Annotated in this window: 19 protein-coding genes; 14 read left to right on the forward strand and 5 right to left on the reverse strand. The window is 29.1% G+C overall.

The genetic code is table 11. From position 1 onward, the window contains the following. Nucleotides 1-136: 136 nt before the first annotated feature. Nucleotides 137-3,586, forward strand: coding sequence for a helicase-exonuclease AddAB subunit AddB (addB, locus tag ACI48Q_RS01775; RefSeq protein WP_474917324.1), 3,450 nt, complete (start codon nt 137-139; stop codon nt 3,584-3,586). Continuing rightward, a complete protein-coding gene (gene addA, locus ACI48Q_RS01780) occupies nt 3,576-7,388 on the forward strand; it encodes a helicase-exonuclease AddAB subunit AddA (RefSeq protein ID WP_474917325.1) in 3,813 nt (1,270 codons plus the stop codon). The genes addB and addA overlap by 11 nt, the downstream gene beginning before the upstream one ends. Nucleotides 7,389-7,821: 433 nt before the next feature. Here addA and ACI48Q_RS01785 read toward each other — a convergent pair whose 3' ends face one another. Further along, nucleotides 7,822-9,120, reverse strand: a complete 1,299-nt coding sequence (locus ACI48Q_RS01785) for a helix-turn-helix domain-containing protein (RefSeq protein WP_474917326.1) — start codon at nt 9,118-9,120, stop codon at nt 7,822-7,824. A 210-nt stretch (nt 9,121-9,330) separates the two neighbouring features. Here ACI48Q_RS01785 and ACI48Q_RS01790 point away from each other — a divergent pair, with 210 nt between their 5' ends. The 3 genes from ACI48Q_RS01790 (at nt 9,331) to ACI48Q_RS01800 (ending at nt 11,850) form a co-directional block, all read left to right on the forward strand. Beyond that, on the forward strand, nt 9,331-9,468 hold the full coding sequence (locus tag ACI48Q_RS01790; RefSeq protein ID WP_474917327.1) for a hypothetical protein: 138 nt from the start codon (nt 9,331-9,333) through the stop codon (nt 9,466-9,468). A gap of 330 nt (nt 9,469-9,798) precedes the next feature. Continuing rightward, the gene (locus ACI48Q_RS01795) at nt 9,799-10,086 is read left to right on the forward strand and encodes a CXXX repeat peptide modification system protein (RefSeq protein WP_474917328.1); all 288 of its coding nucleotides are present in this window, start codon (nt 9,799-9,801) and stop codon (nt 10,084-10,086) included. A 153-nt stretch (nt 10,087-10,239) separates the two neighbouring features. Continuing rightward, a complete protein-coding gene (locus ACI48Q_RS01800; RefSeq protein ID WP_474917329.1) occupies nt 10,240-11,850 on the forward strand; it encodes a hypothetical protein in 1,611 nt (536 codons plus the stop codon). Nucleotides 11,851-11,893: 43 nt separating this feature from the next. Here the strand turns inward: ACI48Q_RS01800 and ACI48Q_RS01805 are convergent, their stop codons facing one another. Both ACI48Q_RS01805 and ACI48Q_RS01810 read right to left on the reverse strand, forming a co-directional pair. Continuing rightward, nucleotides 11,894-12,088 (reverse strand): 4Fe-4S binding protein, encoded by a 195-nt coding sequence (locus ACI48Q_RS01805; protein ID WP_474917330.1) that lies wholly within the window; start codon nt 12,086-12,088, stop codon nt 11,894-11,896. 108 nt (nt 12,089-12,196) lie between these two features. Then, complete coding sequence (locus tag ACI48Q_RS01810) at nt 12,197-13,129, reverse strand: LysR family transcriptional regulator (RefSeq protein WP_474917331.1); 933 nt, start codon at nt 13,127-13,129, stop codon at nt 12,197-12,199. A gap of 130 nt (nt 13,130-13,259) precedes the next feature. On the opposite strand from ACI48Q_RS01810, the gene ACI48Q_RS01815 reads away from it, so the two are divergent. From ACI48Q_RS01815 to ACI48Q_RS01830, 4 genes are all read left to right on the forward strand, one after another. Next, nucleotides 13,260-14,348 carry an AbrB family transcriptional regulator gene (locus tag ACI48Q_RS01815; protein WP_474917332.1) on the forward strand — a complete coding sequence of 363 codons (1,089 nt, stop codon included), beginning with the start codon at nt 13,260-13,262 and terminating at the stop codon, nt 14,346-14,348. A 287-nt stretch (nt 14,349-14,635) separates the two neighbouring features. Beyond that, nucleotides 14,636-15,676 (forward strand): zinc-binding metallopeptidase family protein, encoded by a 1,041-nt coding sequence (locus ACI48Q_RS01820; RefSeq protein WP_474917333.1) that lies wholly within the window; start codon nt 14,636-14,638, stop codon nt 15,674-15,676. Then, a complete protein-coding gene (locus ACI48Q_RS01825; RefSeq protein ID WP_474917334.1) occupies nt 15,667-16,698 on the forward strand; it encodes a M42 family metallopeptidase in 1,032 nt (343 codons plus the stop codon). The genes ACI48Q_RS01820 and ACI48Q_RS01825 overlap by 10 nt, the downstream gene beginning before the upstream one ends. Before the next feature lie 14 nt (nt 16,699-16,712). Next, nucleotides 16,713-17,690: a M42 family peptidase gene (locus ACI48Q_RS01830; RefSeq protein ID WP_474917335.1), complete on the forward strand. Its 978-nt coding sequence runs from the start codon at nt 16,713-16,715 to the stop codon at nt 17,688-17,690. A 169-nt stretch (nt 17,691-17,859) separates the two neighbouring features. Here the strand turns inward: ACI48Q_RS01830 and ACI48Q_RS01835 are convergent, their stop codons facing one another. Together ACI48Q_RS01835 and ACI48Q_RS01840 are read right to left on the reverse strand one after the other, a co-directional pair. Then, on the reverse strand, nt 17,860-18,030 hold the full coding sequence (locus ACI48Q_RS01835; RefSeq protein WP_474917336.1) for an HTH domain-containing protein: 171 nt from the start codon (nt 18,028-18,030) through the stop codon (nt 17,860-17,862). Nucleotides 18,031-18,114: 84 nt separating this feature from the next. Then, on the reverse strand, nt 18,115-18,912 hold the full coding sequence (locus ACI48Q_RS01840) for a nitrilase-related carbon-nitrogen hydrolase (protein WP_474917337.1): 798 nt from the start codon (nt 18,910-18,912) through the stop codon (nt 18,115-18,117). A 183-nt stretch (nt 18,913-19,095) separates the two neighbouring features. On the opposite strand from ACI48Q_RS01840, the gene ACI48Q_RS01845 reads away from it, so the two are divergent. The 5 genes from ACI48Q_RS01845 to ACI48Q_RS01865 all read left to right on the forward strand — a co-directional run bounded on the left by ACI48Q_RS01845 (nt 19,096) and on the right by ACI48Q_RS01865 (nt 24,303). Continuing rightward, nucleotides 19,096-19,923 carry a YihY/virulence factor BrkB family protein gene (locus tag ACI48Q_RS01845; protein ID WP_474917338.1) on the forward strand — a complete coding sequence of 276 codons (828 nt, stop codon included), beginning with the start codon at nt 19,096-19,098 and terminating at the stop codon, nt 19,921-19,923. A gap of 173 nt (nt 19,924-20,096) precedes the next feature. Beyond that, entirely contained in the window at nt 20,097-20,960 is an 864-nt protein-coding gene (galU, locus tag ACI48Q_RS01850) for a UTP--glucose-1-phosphate uridylyltransferase GalU (protein WP_474917339.1), read from the forward strand. Nucleotides 20,961-21,151: 191 nt separating this feature from the next. Continuing rightward, nucleotides 21,152-21,325 carry a hypothetical protein gene (locus ACI48Q_RS01855; protein WP_474917340.1) on the forward strand — a complete coding sequence of 58 codons (174 nt, stop codon included), beginning with the start codon at nt 21,152-21,154 and terminating at the stop codon, nt 21,323-21,325. 380 nt (nt 21,326-21,705) lie between these two features. Beyond that, a complete protein-coding gene (locus ACI48Q_RS01860) occupies nt 21,706-23,709 on the forward strand; it encodes a PAS domain-containing sensor histidine kinase (RefSeq protein ID WP_474917341.1) in 2,004 nt (667 codons plus the stop codon). 252 nt (nt 23,710-23,961) lie between these two features. Next, nucleotides 23,962-24,303, forward strand: coding sequence for a single-stranded DNA-binding protein (locus tag ACI48Q_RS01865; protein WP_474917342.1), 342 nt, complete (start codon nt 23,962-23,964; stop codon nt 24,301-24,303). Nucleotides 24,304-24,314: the final 11 nt, after the last annotated feature.

Raw genomic sequence — 24,314 nt, forward strand, 5'->3', positions numbered from 1 at the left:
ATTTAAACTAATAAATAGTTAGTATATAATTTATATAGGATATACAAATTTGTTGAATAGATATATTACTATTAGAAAAGAATTCAATATAAAATGGTATTTATAAAATTAATTTAAAAGAGTGGGAAGTGAAATTTTGGGTATTAGATATATTTATGGTAGAGCAGGTACAGGAAAGAGCTATACTTGCATAGAAGAAATTGGAGAGAGATTAAAGTCTGGAGAGAAGAAACCATTAATACTCATAGTGCCAGAACAATTATCTTTTAAAGCTGAGAAAGCACTAATAGAGAGAACTGGGGCTACAGGAATTAATAATGTTCATGTATTGAGCTTTCAGAGATTAGCTTTTACTATATTTAATGAAGTTGGAGGAATAACTCGTAGCTACATGGATGATACGGGAAAGGCAATAATCATTGGAAAGGTAATTCAAGATGTAAAACAGAATTTAAAGCTCTTTAATAAAGCAGTTAATCAGATGGGCTTTATAGATAAAATAATTGATACATTGACGGAATTTAAGAGACATAATGTGACACCTCAGATGCTTATGGATTTAAAGGGGAAAATTGATGACAATGAATTGCTTATAGATAAGCTAGAGGATATATGGAATATATATAATGAATTTGAAAATAAGTTAACTCAGGGGTATTTTGATCCAGAAGATAATTTGACAATTCTTTATAGTCAAATAGGTAATAGTGAATTCTTAAAAGGTGCAGAGATTTGGATGGATGAATTTAATGGTTTTACTCCTCAGCAGTATAACATTATAGGAGCATTACTTAAACAATGTAAAAATATAAATATAACCATAGCCTATAAGGGTGATGAAATTCAGGGTAAAGATGATGTTACTAACGCTTTCTATCCTATATATGTTACAGAAGAAAGACTTACAGAATTAGCACAGCAATCTGGATATTATCCTAAAAGAAATCTTCACTTAGATACACCGCATAGGTTTAAGGACAGTAAAAGTCTGCGTTATTTAGAGGAGAATTATTTCAATCATGGGTCAGGAAAGTTCAAGGGCGAGGAAAATAATATTTCTATATTTAAAGCTCAAAATCCTTATAGTGAGATAGAGTTTATAGCAAAAGAAATATTGAGATTAGTTAGAGAAGAAGGGTTTAGGTACAGAGATATTCTCATAGTATGTAGAGATTTGCCTAGCTATAAGGATATAGCTAAAGTTATTTTTAGTGAGTATGAAATACCAAATTTTGTTGATGACAAGGAAGGAATTTCGGGAAATCCACTAATTATATATATAACCTCACTACTAGATATTTTTTTAAGACGGTGGAAGGATACCGCTATAATTACACATCTAAAAAGTGGATTTATTAATTTGCAGTGGCATGAAGTTGATATGTTAGAAAACTATCTTTTAGAATACGGCATAAAGAGTAGAAAGAAGTGGATAGATGATAAGTATTGGAAAGAGAATCCTAAATATGAAGGTATAGAGAATATAAGAGGAAAAGTTTTGAATCCCTTGTTAGCATTAGAAGAAAAAATTAAAAATTGTGGCAATGTGAAAGAGCTATGCACGGTTATTTTTGAGTACTTAAATGAAAACGAGATCTATGAAAAGATAAATTATTATATAAATAAGTTTATGGAGGAAAATAATCAGCAATTAGTAGATGAGTATAGCAGTATTTGGAATGTAATAATAGAGCTTCTAGACCAATTTGTAGAGATACTTGGGGAGGAAGCTGTAGATCTTGAGGAGTTTACTAGCCTTTTAAATATGGGTATATCTCATCATAAAATGGGATTAATTCCACCAGTATTGGATCAGGTTATTATAGGAAGTGCTGAAAGAATAAAAGCTCAAGAGGTAAAGGTAGTTATGATAATTGGAGTTAATGATGGAGTACTACCAAGAATTAATAACGATGAAGGGCTGTTTAATGATAGAGATAGGATATCTTTTGTAGCAAACGGAATCAGTGTAGCTAAGAACAGCTTTGAGCTGGTATTTTCGGAACAATTTTTAATTTATAGTCTATTATCTCTTTCAAGTAATTTCTTATATTTGACCTATCCTATTGCAGATTTAGAAGGAAGGACTAAGAGACATTCAATGATAATTCCCAGAATAAAGAGTTTATTTCAGGAGGTAAAGGAGCTTACAGATGTATGTGAGATACTTGATGGAGAGGATAAGGAAAACATAGTAGCGGCGGTTCCTACCTTTAACACTTTAGTTTCTAAGGTAAGTAGGTATATAGAGGAGGGGGAATTAAGTCCTCTTTGGAATGAGGTGTATAAATACTATATAGGAAAAGATAATTATAAGGAATATATTGATAAGGTTACTAGTGGGCTTAGCTATGATAACTACGTAGAAATTATAGCGAAAAATAAGGCTAAACAGCTTTATGGAAGTAGCTTAAGTGTGTCAAAATTAGAAGCTTACGCTAGATGTTCGTTCTCTTATTTTATTAAATATGGACTAAAGGCTAAGGAGAGAAAGATATATACATTTGCTCCCCTAGATTTTGGAAATGTAATTCATGAGGGATTAGAGAAGTTTTCTAAAATTGTAGAAAATCAGGGCTATAAGTGGGGGAGTTTAACAGATGACTTATGTGAATCTATATTAGATAGAGTTATAGAAAAAATTCTAGAAGAAGATGAGAGTTTTATATTAAAGAGCTCTAAAAGATATGAATATATAGTGGTTAGAGTAAGGAGAATTCTTCTTAGAATGGTAACTATAATAAATGAACAGATGGGAAGAGGAGACTTTTTACCTATAGGTTATGAAGTGACCTTTGGACCTAATATGGAGGATCACTATCCACCAATAATTATAAACTTATCTGATGGGGAAGAGATAAGACTTCAAGGAAAGATTGATAGGATTGATAAGGGAATTGTAGAAGGAACTAATTGCTATAGGGTAATAGATTATAAAACAGGAGATTCAAAGTTGGATATAAATGATATATATAATGGCATAAAGCTACAGTTAATAACTTACTTAGATGCTATATTGACTTTGGAAAATAAAATAAATCATGATAAAGCATTACCAGGGGCTATGTTATACCTTGGCATAGATGACCCTATTATTAAAGAGAAGAAAGCTTTGGAAAAGGAAGCATTAAAGGAAGAAATTTTAAAGGCTCTTAAGATGAAGGGGCTTGTAATTAAAGATTTAAAAATAGTAAGTGAAATGGATTCTACCATAGAAGAGGGTGGTACATCTTCCATAATTCCAATAAGTTTAAGTAAACCTAAGAAGAAGGGCGAAGAGCCTAAATTTAGCGAAAGAGGAAGCTCTACTATAACTCTTGGTGGATTTAATGCTCTTAGAGTTCATACTAAAGATAAGATAAAGGAACTATGCGAGGATATGCTAAATGGAGTTATACACATTACTCCTTGTAAAAATGGGGATAGCTCTAGCTGTGGTTATTGTGAATTCTCATCTATATGCCAATTTGATAACAGTTTAGGTATAAATGAGTTTAGAGTTCTCCAACGTAGAAATCCTAAAGAGCTAATAGAATACTTAGAAAGACAAGGTTCGAAAATGGAGGGTGATAACCATGGAGAATAAGGTGAAATGGACAGAGGACCAAGAGAGGGCCATTTATACTAGATATAGAAATGTACTGGTTTCTGCAGCAGCAGGTTCAGGGAAAACTGCTGTGCTGGTAGAGAGAATAATAAATATTATTACAGATGAAGATAATCCTGTGGATATTGATAAGCTTTTAATAGTTACATTTACTAATGCTGCAGCTGCTGAGATGAGAGAGAGAATAGGGGAAGCAATAAATAAGAAAATAAAAGAAAATCCTAATAACAGAAGACTTCAGAGGCAGTTAACCCTCCTAAACAAAGCTAATATATCAACTCTTCACTCCTTTTGTCTTTATTTAATAAAGAACAATTTTCATCAAATAGATGTAGAGCCTAATTTTAGAGTTGGTGATACTACGGAGATAACTCTTTTAAAAATAGAGGCTATGGATGAGGTTATGGAACAATTATATGGTGAAGGCAGAGTGGAGTTTTATGATTTAATAGAGAGTTATTGTGATAATAAAAGTGATGATTCTTTAGTTCAGATGGTTTTTAAGCTTTATAATTTTTCTATGAGTATGCCAAATCCTCATCAATGGTTGTTAGAGAAATGTGAAACTTTCAATGTGGAAGAAGATTTTTCTATTGAAAACCTGCCCTTTAAGGAAGAGCTCATAAAGGAATTAAAGGAAAACCTTGAAGAGTGTTTAAAGCTCAATAAAAGAGCTTTAGAAATTTTAGAGGACGAGGTATTTCTTGAAAAATATTTAAAATTGTTCAGTGAAGAGGGAGAATATATAAGAGAAAGTATATCATTATTAGAAGATATGGAAAAAGCCACTGAGTATATGAAAAAGGTAGAGTTCATAAGGATACCTACTATAAAGACTTTGGATGATAACGAGAAAAATATTAAGGACAGAGTCAGAGGGTATAGAGATGAATATAAGAAGTTATATCAAAATACAAGTGAAGGCTTTATAAAGGCTACTAGTAGTGAAAACATAGAGTATATGAAAAAGGCTTATCCGCTTATGAAGGAGCTTTCAAACATAGTTATCGTATTTCATGAGAAGTTTAAAAAGAAAAAGAAGGAAAAGGGTATCATTGATTTTAATGATCAAGAGCATTTAGCTTTAGAGATTTTAGCTGATATAAATGAGGAAGGCGAAATGATACCATCAAATGTAGCCTTAGATATAAGGGATAAATTTGAGGAAATACTAGTAGATGAGTATCAAGATTCAAATGGTGTACAGGAGAGTATGATAAATCTCATATGTAGGGAAGAAACTACTAAGCGAAATGTATTTATGGTGGGAGATTTAAAGCAGAGTATTTATAGGTTTAGAATGGCAAAACCAGAGCTTTTTAAGGCAAAAAAGGATTCTTACCCTAAAAATCAAGGAGAAGACAATGTACTCATAACTCTCCACAAAAATTTTAGAAGTAGAGAAGAAGTTATAGATGGAATAAACTATATTTTCAAATGTGTTATGAGTGAAGAAGTGGGGGAACTTTCCTATGATGAAGGAGAGGAATTAAAGGTAGGAGCTTCCTTTAAAGAATTCAATGGCTTAGGATATGTAGGTGGAGATGTGGATATAAATCTCATAGAACTTAAGAGTGAAACCACTGAAAATGAAGAGGGTGCGGAGCATGAGAGTAATGATAATACCTATGAAGGCAAAGAGGAATCTTCGGAAGATAATCAAGAAGAAATAGAGGAAGAAGAACTTAATGCGATGCAAGTAGAGGCCAGATTTGTAGGAAAGAAAATTCAAGAGCTAATTTGGGGAAATGGAGAAAATACTTTAAAAGTCTATGATAAAAATATAGATGATTATAGAAAAATAAGCTATAGAGATATAGTAATTCTCTTAAGATCAGCTAATAAGGTGAGTCCTATATTTGCAGAGGAATTTAAGAATTTAAATATTCCACTATTTACAGAGGGGGGGAGTGGATACTTCGATAGTTTAGAAGTAAAAACTGTAATTAGTGTATTAAAGATTATAGATAATCCTCTTCAGGATATACCTCTTATAGCAGTTTTAAGAGGACCTATAGGAGGCTTTACTACTGAAGAGTTAGCAGATATTAGGTTAGTAAATAAAAATACTAATTTTTATGAAGCACTGAAAAAATGTACTCTAGAGGAAGTTACTAATATTAAGTATGAAACTAAGGAGAAGATTAATAGATTTTTAGTTACTCTTAATAAGTGGAGAGAAGTAAGCACATATACCCCTATAAATGAGATTATATGGAATATAGTAACTCAAACCGGTTATTACGGATATGTAGGAGCACTACCAGGAGGAGCTCAAAGGCAGGCAAATTTAAAGGTATTATTTCAGCGTGCTAAAGATTTTGAAAGAACTAGCTATAAGGGCTTATATAGTTTCATAAATTTTATAAATAATGTTAAGCAGAGTAGCGACGACTTTGGTTCAGCCAAAATCATTGGAGAAAGCGAAGATGTAGTTAGAATAATGAGTATACATAAAAGTAAGGGGCTTGAATTTCCTGTAGTATTTTTATGTGGTATAGGAAAAAAATTTAATGAAGGAGATTTAAAAGGAAAAGTTTTATTTCATCATGAACTAGGTTATGGACCTAATTATGTAGACTTAGATAATAGAATTAGTACCAGCACACTTCAGAGAGATTTTATATCCAAGAAAATATATAGTGAAAATAGGTCAGAGGAAATGAGGCTTTTATATGTAGCATTGACAAGAGCTAAGGAGAAGTTAATATTAGTAGGCAGCGGTAACAATTTAGTAAAGAAACTAGAAAGTTTATCAGCAGCTACTTGGGATCATAGTGGAAAAATCAATTATTCCTTTATAAGAAAGCAAAAGAGTTATATGGACTGGGTATGTTCAGCAGTGATAAGGCATAGAGATGGAGAACCTATGAGAGAGTGTATCGAAGATTTAGATATAGATAACATATATGAGGATAATTCTAAGTTTAAGGTGGCTTTCCATAATAAAGCTGACTTCTATCTAGAAGATAGAGGAATTGAAGAGAATAATATTGAAGAAAAGTTAAAAGAATTAGAGAGAACTCCAAATTATGAGGAGGAAGCCAAGTATATAAATAATATTTTAAGCTATAAATATAAATATGAAGATGCTACTAAACTTTCACCTGTAGTCAGTGTAACGGAACTTAAAAATTTAAGCAATATGGATTTTCAAGGAAAAATCTTAGAAGATTTGAAGGTAACAAAAGCCTTTAAGGGACTTTTAAGAACCCCTATATTCCTTCAGGAGAAGAAAGGATTAACTCCAGCAGAGATAGGTACAGCTTATCACAGTGTAATGCAAAGAATAGATTTAAATAAAATAAGTAATGAGGAAGAAATAAGAGCTCAAATTCAACAGTTAGTAGAAAGAGAGTTACTAACGGAAGAGGAACAAAAGGTAGTTGGAGTTTCAAAAATTTTCAATTTCTTTAAAAGCAATATAGGAAAACGAATGGTTAATGCCTTTCACAATGGTAAACTTAAAAGAGAAGTTCCATTCAGAATAGAACTAGACAGTACTCACATATATCCTATTTTAAATGAGGACACATATAAGGATGAGAAAATTTTGCTTAGAGGAGTTATAGATTGCTATTTTCAAGATGATGAGGGAGCTGTAATTTTAGATTATAAAACAGATTATACCCCTGAATATAAAATAGACAAAATTAAAGATCAATATGAAATCCAGTTAAAATACTACGCTTTAGCCATAGAAAGGATATTTGGAATAAAAGGTGCTGAGAAATATCTTTACCTGTTCTGGCTGGAAAGAGAAGTTAAAGTAGGTAACTAAATTAAGGTGAATGACTAAGATATATGAATAAAAATCCAAGTAGCTACCATAAGGAGCTACTTGGATTTAACTTTTTGAAGACTAGTATATTTTTTTTCATAGTGGCTCCATTGTAGATTAGGTATCAAAGTAGAAGCAACGATTCCTCCAATTAAAAATCCAAGAATGGAAGGAATGAGAAGACTTCTATAGAAGAAAAAGAAAAATAATAGAACTATAATAAATAATTTCAAGAAAAGCTTCGCCATATGAAGAGCTTGACCTTTAACAAAGGCTCTTTTACCTTGGTTATGTATATTTCTCCAAGCAGTACAAAAATTCTTTTCTTCAACAGTACTAATTTTAAAACACCACCTTACAACATACTTTATTATATTATCTGTATCAACCAGTTTATAATTATTTAATATAAAACTAGTTGGTATCATTTATATTAGGGTTTATTAGCATAAGAAAAATAATGAGGATATGTGACATTGGGAGATAGATAATTATATTTTTCACTTTCATATAACTCTTTATATTTAATAGATTTTAATTTATATTCATCTATGCTAGTCATATTAAACATATTCTCGTAGACAAGAGATAAGTCCAAGTGTTTTTTATTTTCAATTAAATTATCTAAACATTTTTTATAATGGTTAGTTGAAGCTCTAAAGTTTTTAGTCATAAAGTTTACTCTTCCCATTATAAAATCATAATCTGTTTTTGTAGAATTTATCAGTTGATTATAATTAATTTTTTTTCTTTTTAATAAAATATTATCTATATCATTAATGTTATATAGATAATTTAATTCTAATACCTTAAATCTTTCAATAAGCTTTTCATCAAAATAATTTTCAAATATAAAATCTAACAATTCGATGCATTTATTTATGTCATTATTATATATATAACAATTAAAAAGGTTTATATAACATTCACCTGCCTGAAAACTATCTTCAATAAAATCATAGAAAAATATAGCTTTTTTTATATATTCTATAGATTTAGTATAGTTTTTTACTGAAAAATAAGCAATATTAAGATTAAGATGAATTGAGCATAGAAGTTTAGAAGATGTAACATTAAGATTATTTTTTAAAAAATCTTCAAGAAAACAAATAGATTGCTCATAATTATCATTATATAGATAATAAACTCCAATATTATTGTTTATTATAAAGTATATTTCACATTTTCGTTGATTATAAAAATTAAGATAATTTAATGCTTTCCTTAAGAAATTTAAATTTTCAATGTCTATAAAATTTTTCACTTTAATTCTTCTTAAGGAGTTAATAGATATACATAATTTTTCTACATTAATAATTTTCTCATTTTCTGATAAATCCTTAAAATATTTTTCACATTGACTTAAGTATTTTTCAGCATCACTTGTTAAATCAACTTTGTAATAACTCATGCCGATATAATAATTAGTTATGAAGTTATAAGGAGTTATCTCATCTATTATTTTGAAATAATTTTTCTTATTAAAAAGTTCCTCCATATACAAATTACTTCTAGAAAAATCTATAGGATTATTAATATTAAAGTCTAGTAAATAACCGACACTTACATTAAATACTTTTGCAATATGTTCTAGTTGAGGAAGGGATGGGGATAGTGAACCAGTTTCAATTTTACTTAAAGAGACTCTATTAAGAATTTCACAGCTTAAATCCTGCTGAGTAAGATTTAATTTTTTTCTTAAAAACTTTATTTTATATCCTAGGTTATTCATAAAATCCTTCCTTTCATATATTACTAATTAAATGTTCTATATTAGAACAAAATTGAAAAATAAATTGATTTATGTAGTAAAATTGAGTATATACCATATATTTATTATATAATCTATTTATATGTAAAAAAATACATAAATTATAATTATTACAAATTGTTAAAATTTGTGGCATAATAGTATAAAAGGTGTATAAGGGGTGTAAATAGTATGAAAAAAAATATGAAAATAATGATAATAGCTTTATTAATACTTATTTGTGGCACAGCCATTACTACTTTTGATCAGAAGCTTCCTGGTGACTGGGGATTCAAAAACCAATCAAATGACATAAATTATTTGATGTAAGCAGTTTTTAAGAATATTAAATAGAATACGGACTAGCGATTTTAAAAAATATGTCTTATAAAGATACTTGAAGAAATATATAATATTACTTCAAGTATCTATAAGTGTTGAGATTTAAATTATACACATTAAAATATAATTTGAAAATAACTAATAGGATATAAGATGTAATAGAGTTGTAAAATTAAATTTAGTATATCAAATCTAGAGGAATAAAAATAAATAAACTTCAATATACTTTACTGGATAACAACTTAATGAGTACATAAAAAAATAAATACATTTAGTTACTCTATGAAGTAAGTTAAAGAACTTAAGGAGGTAAAAAGTGTGAAAAATTTAACGGTGTTAGCAGTAGTTGAAGAGCTAGATAAAGATAGACTAGAAATCTTTATTGAGAGAAAAAATTCATTGAGGGAATTAAAAACTATTATAAATCCCGTGACCCAAAGGAGTATGCTAGATGAAGTTACTATGGATTTGTTGCAAGTTCAAGAAAGAATAAATAATTGGTGGGAAGATATAATAGATGGATATGGACTTATAGTTAATAAAAGTGATAGACTTTCTATAGATTTTAATACTAGAGAAGTTGTGTTAATAAATTTAAAGCAATAATAAAGTAATAATATTAATAAAAAGTAAATCCTTCTTCATATACCATAATTGTATTTTGAAGAAGGATTTAACATTTTAAGACAAATATAAATAAAGGTATTTTTATAACCTTGTAGAATAAATATCTGTAATTGTATATGGGAGGTCATAAATATGATTAGAGAAGAACAAACTTTGACTTCGCTTTATAACGATATAGAGGTTCATTCTAACATTACTGAAATCTTTGAGAATACTATTAATACCTTTAATGAATACTTTGGGGATTTAGATATATATGATAGTTTAATGGAAGAATTATCTTATATTATAGATTATAAAAGCTATGAAATTTTAAAATTTAGAGATGAATATGTAGATATTTTCTATTCAATACTTCAAGGGAACAGAGAGATATTAGATAGAAACTTGCTGTTTAATTCTCAAAATGTATTAGAGGTTAAAGAAGATATAGGTAGCTTTGTATTTGAAATTTTAGATATATTTGAAAGAGAACTGAGATTAGATATATACGGGCTGATTAGAGAAAAAGAAACTGTATCATTAGATATATCAGAGCAGTTAGTTGAATTCTTAGAATATGATTTTCATAATTCTATAGAATATATAAAACGTGTGATTATAAAACAGAGTAATAATTCAGTTATATCCATAGAAGTTGAAATAAAAAACTATCAGGTTATTTTATGGAATATAAAAAAACAGTTAGTCCAGCTTATAAAGGGCAAAGAGAGTATTAATCATCATGTATATATAGATAATGTCTTAAATATCAGGGAGACCTTTATGGAGGCTACTGACAATTTAAGAGTAAATATAAAGAGTATATATGAGAACTTATTAATTAAAAATATTAATATTATACTAAAAGAACAATTAGGCGGAAAATTAAATAATAAGTTAGTTGCTTATAAAACAGAGCTTTCTAAATTATTAGATATCCAAATGAAATTTGAAGGAAAAGATAATTCTATACCTATAAAATATAAAAAGTTTAATATAAATGTAGAAGATATAAAGGTACAGATTTATGATTTGTTTAAAGATATTTTTATAGTTCAATATGATTATCTAAATGTTATGTCCAATATGTGTAAAAGTAGGTTTGAAGCTATAATGGATAGCTCAAAGTACAATTTAAATACTTTGTTCTCAAGGGAATTTGAAGGATTAATTTACTATATAAATAGTGAAGAAGATTTTAAGCGAATATGTAATTCTTTTGAAGAAAAGATATATTATATGTTATATAATTTTACTTTTACTATATTTGAGAATGTTAAATTAAATTATTATAAGCATATCATGAACCTTTTGATAAGGAAAAAGGATTCCTTTGATAATATGTATTTCTTTAGATGTATTAAAAACTATACGGAATATGTAAATAGCTACAATACGTCTATTCTCATTAATATAAAAAATAAAATAGAAGAGGTGTATGAAGTATACAAACATGAAAGCATAATGTATAAACATTTTCCTATAGTGTTAAACCTGTATAATATGGATGAGAGTATTCCTAAAATATTTTTCAGAGAATATATTTATGACAGCTATGAATATCAAAAATTATTTAACGTTGAGGAATATGCAAATATTTATGAATTAGAACATAAGAAATTAATGCTTCATAAAAATATAGTAAATTTTAAGGAAAAGTTATGGGAGAAAATTTACAGTGATTTGGTTGGATATTTTGACTATATCTTTAGCAATGTTGGGAGAAATATGGAGTATATAAAAAGTAACATTAAGAAGTAAAATAGTTGGCAATTGTATTTGCCAACTATTTTTAAAACTACTCTTATTTTTCTTCTAATGATAATGCTAGAAATGGACATTCTTTAGTGCATTTGCCACAGGCTATACACTTGCTTTCATCCACATTTAATTCTTTATTTTCCTTATATAACGCATTTACAGGACAGAAATTTATACATCTTCCGCAAGCAACGCATTTATTTTGATTTATATTAAGTTTCTTAGTTTTATTACTCATCATATCATCCCCCTTGTATAAATCTAGCCTGATTTAATTTTATTATAAATGTAAGAAAAAATCCACTATTCTAGTGTTTAAAGTGATCATGATATATATTTAATAATACTATGAGTTATCTTCACAGGTTTTACTTAAGGTACTCTTCAGAATAGAAATAAATGCAAGGGCAGCCTTGGATAAGTATCGGTTTTTTCTATAAATTACTGAAACTTCCCTTTTAGGAAATATGTCGTCAATAGTATAGTAGTGAGGATGCTTCATAAAATTTCCGTATTTGATTAGTGTAGATGGAACAAAAGTAACTCCAATTCCAGCTGTAACCATTGCATGGGCAGCATCTATTCCTCTACATTCTAAGATTATTTTTGGTTTAAAGCCAGCTTGTTTGCACAGGTTCATAGTCAATTTGTGCATCATTTGGTCAGAGTTTAGTGTAATAAAGGAGGCATCCTTAAACTTTCTTAAATTTACTGGTGTGAAATTACTATCATTGGGAGTTAATATTAGTTTACTATTATAATCTTTTCTAGGAACCGCAAGAATAATATCTTCTGTCATAATAGGTTCATAATCAAATTCCTCTTTTTTAACAGGCATTGCAGTAAATGCAATATCAACTTCGCCTTTTAATACTAAATATTCTAATTCTGCATTTATTTTCTCAACTAGCACAATTTCAATTTCAGGAAATTTTTTGTGAAATATACCAAGTGATTCTGGCACAAGATAGGTACTGCGATAAGGTGAAACTCCTATAATCAAACGACCTTTTTGGGAATTTACCACATCATGCATTTGTTGAGAAAGTTGTTTTTCAAAATCTAATATCTTAGCAGCGCTTTTAACATAAATATCTCCTGCATAGGTAAGTCCTATGGGAGAGGTGGTTCTATCAAAAAGTTCTACACCAAGCTCCTCTTCTAATTTCTGTATATATTGACTCAGAGAGGGTTGTGCAATAAACAACTTTTTTGCTGCCTTTGAAAAATTTTTTTCCTCTGCCACAGCTAAGACGTATTTCAATTGTCTTGTATTCATTGTATCACCTCTTATTATAGGTAATAACCTATAATATATATAGTATTTTTAATGTTTGTACCTATTAGAAATTTATAATATTATAGTATTATAAAATATATAAATATACAACATATACGATTTTAGGATATTGGGGGTTTTTCAAATTAATATAATTATTACATTAATTGTTGCATTAATTGGAGGATTAATTGCTTTACGACTTAAAATACCTGCAGGGGCAATGATAGGTTCTATGTTTTTTGTAGCACTACTCAATGTGACAACAGGAAGTGCATTTATGCCAATAGAAGTTAAGATTTTCACTCAAATTATTGCAGGATTATTCATTGGAACGAATATTAGGCGTGATGATGTAATTGCATTTCGTTCTATGATAAAACCTGCGATTATTACAGTTTTTTTAATTCTATGCTTTAGCTTGGGAATGGGTATGATTCTTCATAAGATTAGTGGATACGATTTTGTTACAGCTATGTTTGCATGTGCTCCAGGTGGACTTGTAGATATGACACTTATAAGCTATGATATGGGTGCAGATACCTCTGTTGTTTCTATTTTACAGCTTGTTCGCCTTATATCTGTTATTGGATTATTTCCACCAATTATTAATTGGGTTATTGTTAGATTTCATTTAAACCCAAATAGCCATAAAGAAGATAATGAAAAGAATAATAGCACCACTGTAAAGCACTTTGATGATTTTAATAAGTGGAATAAAAAAACTTATTGTTCCATGGGGATTACGCTAGTGGTAGCTACGGTTTCAGGTCTTATTGGGTATGCATTACATATTCCAGCTGGAACCATCATGTTTGCCATGATTGGTGTAGCAATGCAAAACATATTTTTCGATAATGCTTATATGCCTGTGACAGTGAAAAAATTTGCGCAAGTATGTGCAGGTACTCTTATTGGAGAAGGCATTACTATTGCTGCGGTTTTAAGCTTAAGAACAGCCATTTTACCTGCTATTATACTATTGATAGGTTTTATTATTCTCACTTTAACTATGGGATTTATATTATATAAAACTAGTGACTTAGATATTGTTACTGCTTTCTTTGCATGTGCTCCAGGTGGTGCCTCAGATATTAGTCTTATGGCAGGAGACTTTGGCGCTGATACACCAAAAGTAACTGTTATTCAACTGATTCGAGTAGTATGCGTTATTGCATTTTATCCAATTATAATCCATTTACTCACTTTATTTATGTAAAGGGAGGTCTATTTTATAATTGATTCAATATGAGATATTAAACAAAATATTATTAGGGTGAATTAAAGATACCTTAGTTACAATATGTTAAAACCCCAAGATACAGTTTGTATTTTGGGGTTTTGTATATTATGGATCAATATTAGTTTAAATTTAAGATACTATCTTGATATAGTGATGATAATGAACTAAATATTGAAAAAATCATTAACAGTAATAGGTTGAATTTGGATATATAGGAAAGCTATAATTAAAGAGGGTATAACAAAATGAATGGAGGGGAAAATGTGGAGGATAAGAAATTATTAAAAGAGCTTTGCATGGGTCATGGACCAAGTGGAAGAGAACATTGGCTACATCACTACATTTATGAAGCTTTTTCAGAATTTGGACAAGTAACTACAGATAACTTAAATAATGTAATTATCGAAAAAAAAGGTAAGGGCAAAGGAAAAATAATGATAATGGCTCACCTGGATGAAATTTTTATGGTGGTCACAGCTGTTAAAGATAATGGATTTTTAGAGTTTAAAGGACATGGATTAGATAGTAAAACTTTGGTATCTAAAGAGGTGGTTATCCATGGAAAGCAGGACATTCTAGGAATTATAGGTATAAAACCTCCCCACCTTATGAAGGAAGAAGAAAAGGATAAGGCAGTTACAGCTGAATCACTGCTTATCGATACAGGATATTCTAAAGAAGCATTAGAGAAAATAGTTTCACCAGGGGATTTTGTGACCCTAAAGGGGAACTTTAAGGAACTTTTAAATAATAAGGTAAGCTGTAAATCCATAGATGATAGAGCTGGAATTGTAGCAATGTATAGATGTGCCAAGGAGCTTCAGGGAATAGACCATGATTTAGATGTTTACTTTGTATGTTCAGCACAAGAAGAGGTAGGTCATAGAGGAGCTGTTACAGCTACTAATATTATTAACCCTGATATAGGTATAGCAGTAGATGTTACTTTTGATAATGGTAGACATGGAGACACAGAGGGAGAGAATGAAATAGGTAAGGGACCAGTAATATGTGTAGGTCCTAATATTCATCCAAAGGTAAGAAAGAAACTTATGAAGGTAGGGGAAGAATATAATATTCCTTATCAAATAGAAGTAGAGGCAGGACCTACAGGAACAGATGCTTGGGATATTCAAGTTTCAGGAAGCGGAGTTCCTACACTACTTATATCCATTCCAATAAAGTATATGCATACAGCCGTAGAATTAGTTAATATGAAAGATATTACAAATACAGGGTATATAATGGCTCAATTTATAAAAAATCTAAAGGGTGAAGAATTGGAGGAGTTAATATGTTTTTAGAAGAGAATCTTAAAAAAGATGGATTATTAGATAAACTAACTTCTTTAAATTCACCATCTGGTTTTGAGGGAGAGGTTAGAGCTTTTATAAAAAGTGAGATAGAACCTTATGTAGATCAGATATTTATAGATAGAATGGGAAATCTTATCGCACATAAAAAAGGAAATGGAAAAAGAGTAATAGTGGATGCTCATATGGATGAGGTGGGATTTATCATCACAGGCTTTAATGAGGATGGAACTTTAAGATTTAAATCCTTAGGAGGAATTAACTCTAAGATAATTCCATCTAAAACTGTAGTAATAGGACCTAAAAAAATTCCTGGAGTAATAGGTGGAAAGCCTATACATTTACAAAGTGCTGAAGAAAAGAAGAAAGGACTTAACTATAGTGATTGCTGTATAGATATTGGAGCTGAAAACAAGGAACAGTGTAAGAAGCTTATAGAGCTTGGAGAATATGCTATATTTGATACAGAGTATGATGACTTCGGAGAAAACCTAATTAAAGGAAAGGCCTTTGACAATAGAATGGGTTGTTTAGTGCTTATGGAAGCATTAAAGGAAAGCTATGACGTAGATTTATATGGAGTTTTTACAGTACAGGAAGAGGTAGGAGAGAGAGGTGCTCTTATATCTTCACTTAATATAGAAAGTGATTTAGGAATAATATTAGAAGGAACTATATGTGCTGATATGCCTTCAGTGCCCAAACACCTAAGTGCCACTGAAGTAGGATGTGGACCAGCCATATCTATAATGGATTTAACTAGTGTGTTTGATGAAAAGATAGCTAAGGATATTATAAGTGTAGCTGAGGATAAAGATATACCATATCAAAGAAGAAGAGCTATAGCTGGAGGAAATGATGGATTTGCTATACATAGTAAGGGCAAAGGAGCTAAAGTAGCAACAATTTCTGTTCCATGTAGATATATTCATTCAGCTGTATCAGTGGCATCTAAGGCTGACGTTAAAAATACTATAAAGCTGGTAATAGCTTATTTAAAATCACTTAAATAGTAAGGGGGAGAATTATGGATAATTTATTTGAAAAGCTAATAAGTGCATTTGGAGTTAGTGGACATGAAGATGAGGTAAGAGAAATAATAATAGAGCATTTAAACTCTTTAAATATAGGTCATAGAGTAGATAATATGGGGAATGTAATTGCCACTTTAGGTGAAGAAAGAGAAGAGCATAAGAGAATTATGCTTTGTTCACATATGGATACTATAGGACTTATGGTCACTTATATAGAGGACAAAGGTTTTGTTAGGGTAGGAAAAATGGGAGAGTTCAAAGAGTCTTCTATAATAAATACTATAGTTGAATTTGAAAATGGAAATGGTGGAAGACTATGTACTATAAATCCTAGTGGAACTATTGATGATATATATATAGATTTAGGTGTAGATAGTAGGGAAGCAGCTCTTGAGCTTATTAAAGAAGGAGATGTGGCAGTATTTACAGCAAATATAATAGAGGAAGAGAACAATGTAATCGCTCCATTTTTAGATAATAGAGTAGGTTGTTACATGTTATTAAGAGCTATAGAAAAACTAGCAGAGTTAAAATCTTTAGATAGTCAACTATTCTTTGTATTCTCAACTCAAGGGGTAGTGGGAGCAAGAGGAGCAAGAGCTGCAGCTTATGAAATAAATCCAATGTATTGCTTAGTAATAGATGGAGAGAATACAGGAGATAACTTAGGTGGAAAAGGTAACCTATCCCTAGGTAAAGGCACAGGAATTAAATTTATGGATAAAAGTTTAGTAATTCATCATGAAGTTAAGGAAAAGCTAGAGGAAGCCTATGAGAATTTGAATAAAAGACCAAATTATATATATGGAGAAGAACATAGTGATGGAAAAACCATTCATAAAGAGGGTAATGGTATAAAAACAGGTACACTAATCTATCCTGTAAGATATAAAAATACTAATATGGAAATGGTAAACTATAAAGATATTAATGAAGGTATAGAAGTAATTTGCGAGTTTTGTAAACTTTAGGTATAACCATAGGTTGCAGCAAGTACACCGTATGTGTAGAGAAATTTTCTCGTCTAGGAAGAGCAACTTTCAGTTGATATTATCTAAATAAAAAAAGCTAGCAGAATGGGGGGAGCCAAACTGCTAGTTTTTTTAGTTCATTATGAAAAAAAGGGGAGTCAGCTACAAATTACTTTGCAGAATAATAACATCTTTTTGGAGAATGGATTTTATCATCTTCTTTAAGTTTCTTTATAGCTCTGTCAACTTCTTTTTTATCAATACCTGTCTTTTCCGCTATTTCTCCAGACTTTAGTGGATCTGAAGAATTTTTTAATGTTTCTAAAACTTTGTCTATCATAAGTACACCTCTTGAATAAAATCTATCCATTAATAATTGTTATTGATTAAATTATATCACATAATTTATAAGAAGCAATAGTTTTTAAAAATTTATATTAAAATTTTTACAATAGAAATCTTCTCTTCTGTCATTTTTAAATTTAAAGCTTTCTCTTACACTTTTTACATTATTAATATGGATATCGGCAATTATTAATCCTTCAAAATTATCGGGCTCTTTAGAAATAATGTTTCCAAGTGGGTCAATGATCATAGAATTCCCACTATAATTTAAGGAATTACCAATACCGACTCTATTAATACCAGCGATATAGCATTGATTCTCTATGGCTCTACACCTTAAAAGAGTTATCCAATGGTCTTTTCTACTCTCTGGCCAATTAGCAGCTACTGTTATTAATGATGATTTTTTTGAAGCAATCTGAAATATTTCAGGAAATCTCAAATCGTAACATATAAATGGTGTAATGGTAAAGTCATCAATAGTGCAATAATTAATATTGTTACCGGGTGAAAAGTATAAGTTTTCATTGCAATAAGAAAAGGGATGAATTTTAGTGTAATTACATAAAGTATATCCGTGGGCAGAAATAATAGTATAGTTATTTCTGCCATTATCTTCATTAAAAATTTTTTCTATATATCCTATTCCGGCATTGATACCATAGGTTTTACACAGATTTTTTATATGATTTATTGAATAAGAATTAAGTTCACCAAAGTCTTTCACATTCATAGTGAAACCAGTAAAGGACATTTCAGGAAATAGAAGTAACTCTATATTATGCTCTATAGCTTTCCTAAAAAAGTCTTTACTCATGTGAAGATTAAAGTTTTTGTCTTCCCATAAAATATTACTTTGAACTAAACCGATTTTCATAGCATCACTCCTAAAAAAATATATATTTATACAAATAATGTTACAAATGAGTTATATTATTAAGTATAGTGTTTTTTTAAACTAATATGCAAAAAAACTAAAAACTAAAAACTAATATAATTTTATTAAGTTATACATAAATATAATATTAGTTTTATAAATATAAAAATTAGAGGTATAGATATGAAATTAACTGAATACATCGTGAAAATGGCATTAAGATACAAAAATCACCATATATCTGCATTAGCATCACAATTAGCCTTTGATATGCTATTTTCATTTCTACCATTTTTAATGTTAATACTTACTCTTGTAGGATTTATAAATGTAGATCCTGTAGAAGTACTAAAGGCATTAGAAACATTAATGCCTAAAGAGTTATATTATTTAGTTTCTAGCATAACACTGCAACTTCTTCAGACTAGAAATAGTAATTTGTTATCATTTTCTTTAATATTTTCCATGTACACTGCGTCAAGGGCATTTAGAGCTATTAGATATGGACTTAATAGAGCTTTTGAGCAAGATGAGGCTGATAATAGAATAAGTGTTATCATAACCTCTATTATATTTATGATAGTAATATCACTTTCAATAATTTTTATACTGGCATTTTTGGTATTTGGAAAAATGATAGGTTATGCACTAGTAAAGTGGATAGGACTAGATGTGAAGATAATTTACTATGTAGCATATATAAGATATCCTTTAGTACTAATTGGAATGATAATTGTTTTTTCAGGAATATACAGATTAATACCATCTAGAAAACTTAGATGGATAGAGGTATTACCTGGAGCTATATTTACTAGCATTTCATGGATCATTCTATCTATGGGATTTGCCTTCTATGTAAATAATTTTGGAAGATACTCAGATGTGTATGGAAGTATAGGAGTTATTATCATACTTATGATTTGGTTACAAATAACATCTAATACCATATTGCTAGGAGGAGAGCTAAATGCAATTATAGCCTATGATAAAGAACTTAAATGTAGGGTATAATACAAATAAAGTTTATAAAATTTATATAGGTAAGTGCAGTATCTGCACTTACCTATAGCTATGTCATGTTTTTGGTTAAGATTCATGGTAATTTAATTACAATAGAACTTACATAGCTTATATGTTAATATATATATTAAGTGCGTTAATTTTATATTTTTGGAGGGATGACCATGAAAATAAGGAAGGCTGTTATTCCAGCAGCGGGATTAGGTACTCGATTTTTGCCTGCTACTAAATCTGTGCCAAAGGAAATGCTACCAATTGTAGATAAGCCTACCATACAATACATAGTAGAGGAGGCAGTGGCTTCTGGAATAGAGGAAATACTTATAATAACAGGAAGAAATAAGAAAGCTATAGAGGATCATTTTGATAGAATGGTTGAGCTAGAAGTAAATTTAGCTAAAGATGGCAAGGAAGAATTATTATCTTTAGTTAGTGAATCTACTTATATGGCTAATATATATTATGTAAGACAGAGAGAACCTAAAGGGTTAGGTCATGCTATAAGCTGTGCTAAGACATTTGTTGGGGATGAACCCTTTGCAGTTATGCTAGGAGATGACATAGTAGATAGTGAAACACCATGTCTAAAGCAACTAATAGATGCATATGACAAATATAACTGTTCAATATTAGGAGTTCAAGAAGTTAAAGAAGAGAATGTGAACAAGTATGGAATTGTCAAAGGTGATAGAGTTAATGAAAAGGAATACAAAGTTGAAGATTTAATAGAAAAGCCTAAAGTGGAAGAGGCACCATCGAGGGTAGCTATATTAGGCAGATATATAATAACTCCAGAAATATTTGATATATTAGAAAATACAGAGCCAGGAAAAGGTGGAGAAATTCAACTTACAGATGGACTAAAGGCATTATTGCAGAGTCAGGATATGTATGCACACATATTTGATGGAAATAGATATGATGTTGGGGATAAACTAGGCTTTATAGAGGCTACCATAGATTTTGCTCTAAAGAGAGATGAGCTAAAAGAAGGAATGAAAGAATTACTTAAAAGTAAAAAGTTCTAAAGGTTAAGTGTAAAAAATATTTCACCTATTTTAGTCATAAAAGCATCCTGAATATAATAAATATTTTAATGTATATAAATTGTAATAAACAATTAGATATTCAAGATATAGTCACTTTAGATAATTGGATGATTTGAAATGTTAATACAATTTATATATATAAGCTATTATATATAAGGTGAGGGATGTATATGGGAAAACAGAACCGGGGTAAGGCGTTATGGAATATTCCATCAAGAGGAAGGGGAACCTGTCCTTTGTGTAAAACAGAACGGATTAAGGTATTATATGATAAGTTATTACCAGATGGAGCAAAGATTAAAGTTTGTAAGAAATGTAGACATAAAAAATTGGAAAATAATTAAAAAAATAATTTAATATAATGGTTATAAGAAATATTTTTAAAATTATGATTAACTCAGTTTACATAATTTTGAAATATTTCTTATTTTTTTAAAATAGAAAGTAAATATTTAATTTTCAATATGTAATAAATGCAACAAATAATAAGGGAAATCATTGAGAATATGGTGACAAAAGTATTAATATAAGTAATTTAAATAAAAATAGGAGAATATATAAAGATACTGTCGAAGCATATGTAGAATTTTAACGAAATTTTATTGTGAAAACTTCCAACAATTTGATGTAAAATATCTTATGGTGATTAAAATAAAAAATGGTTTTAAAATATAAATAAATATATTTAGCATAAGAAATTATAGGGTTAATTGGGGGAAAAATAATGAACTTTACTAGCGAAAAGGACTTGGGATTTTTTGATAATTTATCAGACTTGATTGTTATTATAGATGAAGAGTGTAAAATTCAATATGTAAACAATCAATTTAAGAAATTAATGAGTTATAAGGAATTGTTAGATTTTAAGGGAGAAGATATACGAGAATTCTTAAGTATTATAGATGATGAAAGAAATTTCAGCTATAGTAAGATTTGTTCATGGGAAAATTTTAATAATTGTCATATAAGAATTAGATTCTTAGAAGAAATAGAATTTAGATTAACAAGTTCTAATATAAAAATTAAAGATTATAATTACATAATTTTATCTATAATTCAAGATGATTCAAATATAAATTATGATAATTATATTTTATCTAGGAAAATAGATATAAAATCTAAAGAAATAGAAAACGAAAATAATAATTATGGTATCCTAGGAGGACTGAGTTATAAGTCACTAAACACAATTTTATATACATCTCCAAATGGTATAATAGTGCAAAATAAAGATAAGGTTATCTTTAACAATAAAGCGAGTAAAGAGATAGTATGTGGAAATTTAGAATTGAATATGATTGGGAAAAATATTTTTGATTTAGTTAATTTTGAAAATACTGTATGTGTGAACAATGAAATAGATAAAGAATTATTAAAAGATGAATCTAATCTATCCTTAGTTCAACGAAAGGTAAGAAGACAAGACGGAACTATAATTTATTTAGAAATGTCAACCATGTGTTTTATGGAAGATAATGAAATATATACTGTATTTATCTTTAAAGATATAACTAAGAGAATTAAGGCGGAATATAGTTTGAAAAGAAGTACAGATGATTACTCAAGACTGTTACACTTTTTACCTTTTGGAGTAGCTGTATATGATAACCTAGATGATGTGATATTTGTAAATGAGACTATGCTAAAAACTTTAGGAATGGAATCTAAAAAACAATTGAACAGAGCGTCTATGGAAGAGATAGTTCATAAAGATTATTTAGAGGATATGTATGAAATTTATAAAGCAATTATGAACGATGAAAGTAAAATTGAGCATAGGGAAATCGTTTTTAAAAAAGATGATGGTACATTTATAGAGGCCGATGTGGGAGCCATAAACATATACTTTGCTGGAAAGAAATCAATTTTATTAATAATGAATGATTTAACAGATGTAAAAAAGGCAAGAATTGATAAAATAAAATTAGATCAAACTATTCAATATGATAAGATGAAAACTGAATTTATTGCCAACGTATCTCATGAACTGAAAACTCCGTTAAACATTATATTAAGTATAGTTCAGCTTATACAGTTAAAATCAGAGAAGAATAGTGAAGAATACGAAACTATAGATAGGTATATAGATATATTAAAGCAAAATTGTTATAGATTATTAAGACTAATAAATAATTTAATTGACATGACGAGAATAGAAGGCGGAAATTTGAAGATGAACTTTGAAAATTATGATATTGTACAAATAGTAGAAGATATAACACTTTCTACAGTGGAGTATGTAGAAAATAGAGGTATGTATCTAATATTTGATACTGACATTGAAGAAAAAGTATTAGGAATCGATAAAGAGAATATAGAAAGAGTTATGTTAAATCTTTTATCTAATGCTGTAAAGTTTTCAAAAGAAAATGGTGAAATTGTAGTTAGTATACACGAAGTTGATGATGCAGTAGAAATACATGTGAAAGATAATGGAATAGGTATACCAGAAGATATGATCGATATTATATTTAATAGATTTGTTCAAGGGGAGTCGTTATTCACTAGAGCTCATGAAGGAAGTGGTATAGGTCTTTCATTAGTTAAATCTATAATAGAAGCTCATGGAGGGAGTATTAAAGTTTATAGTAAGGTGGATGAAGGAAGTGAATTTGTGGTTATTCTTCCAAATAAAACTTCAAAGAAACAGACATGCTCTCTAGTACAAGAAGACAAATTAAAAAAAGGTGATGAAAAAATAAAGATAGAATTCTCAGATATAGCTTAAGTCATATTGAAAAAAATAATTAGTCAGTATCATGGTCTATTTTGTGATATACTATGTCAGTAAAATCGCCGAAAGGTACTACTAGTAGGCGATTCTACTTATTTGCTTGATTCAAAATATCCTCAGAGTCGTTGACTTGTTATTTTATATGTATAGTTAATAAAAAATTAACAGTACATTTCCAAGAAATTGTTTAAGTTACTACTATTTAGTCAAAAATATAGTAAAAACAATGAGATTGGAGGTATATTGATGAATAGAATTGTTTTGGTTGGTAGATTAACAAAAGATCCAGAAGTTAAAATTTTAGAGGAGAGTAATAAGGTTTTTACTAGAATTATTTTAGCTGTAGATAGACCATATAAAAGTGCCTCAGGTGAAAAATATGTAGATTTTATTCCCGTAGTATTATGGGGTAAAAAAGCTGAAATAGTTAGTGAATATTTAGTAAAAGGAAGCGTAATAAGTGTAACTGGAAGACTTCAGAGCAGAAGTTTTGAAAATTCAGAAGGTCAGAGAAAGTATATTTCAGAAGTAATTGCTGATGAATTTCAATTTATGAATAATAAAAGATCAAAGGAAGAAATAGTTTAATACATAAAAAT

The organism is Clostridium sp. LXY-7, assembly GCF_056172015.1.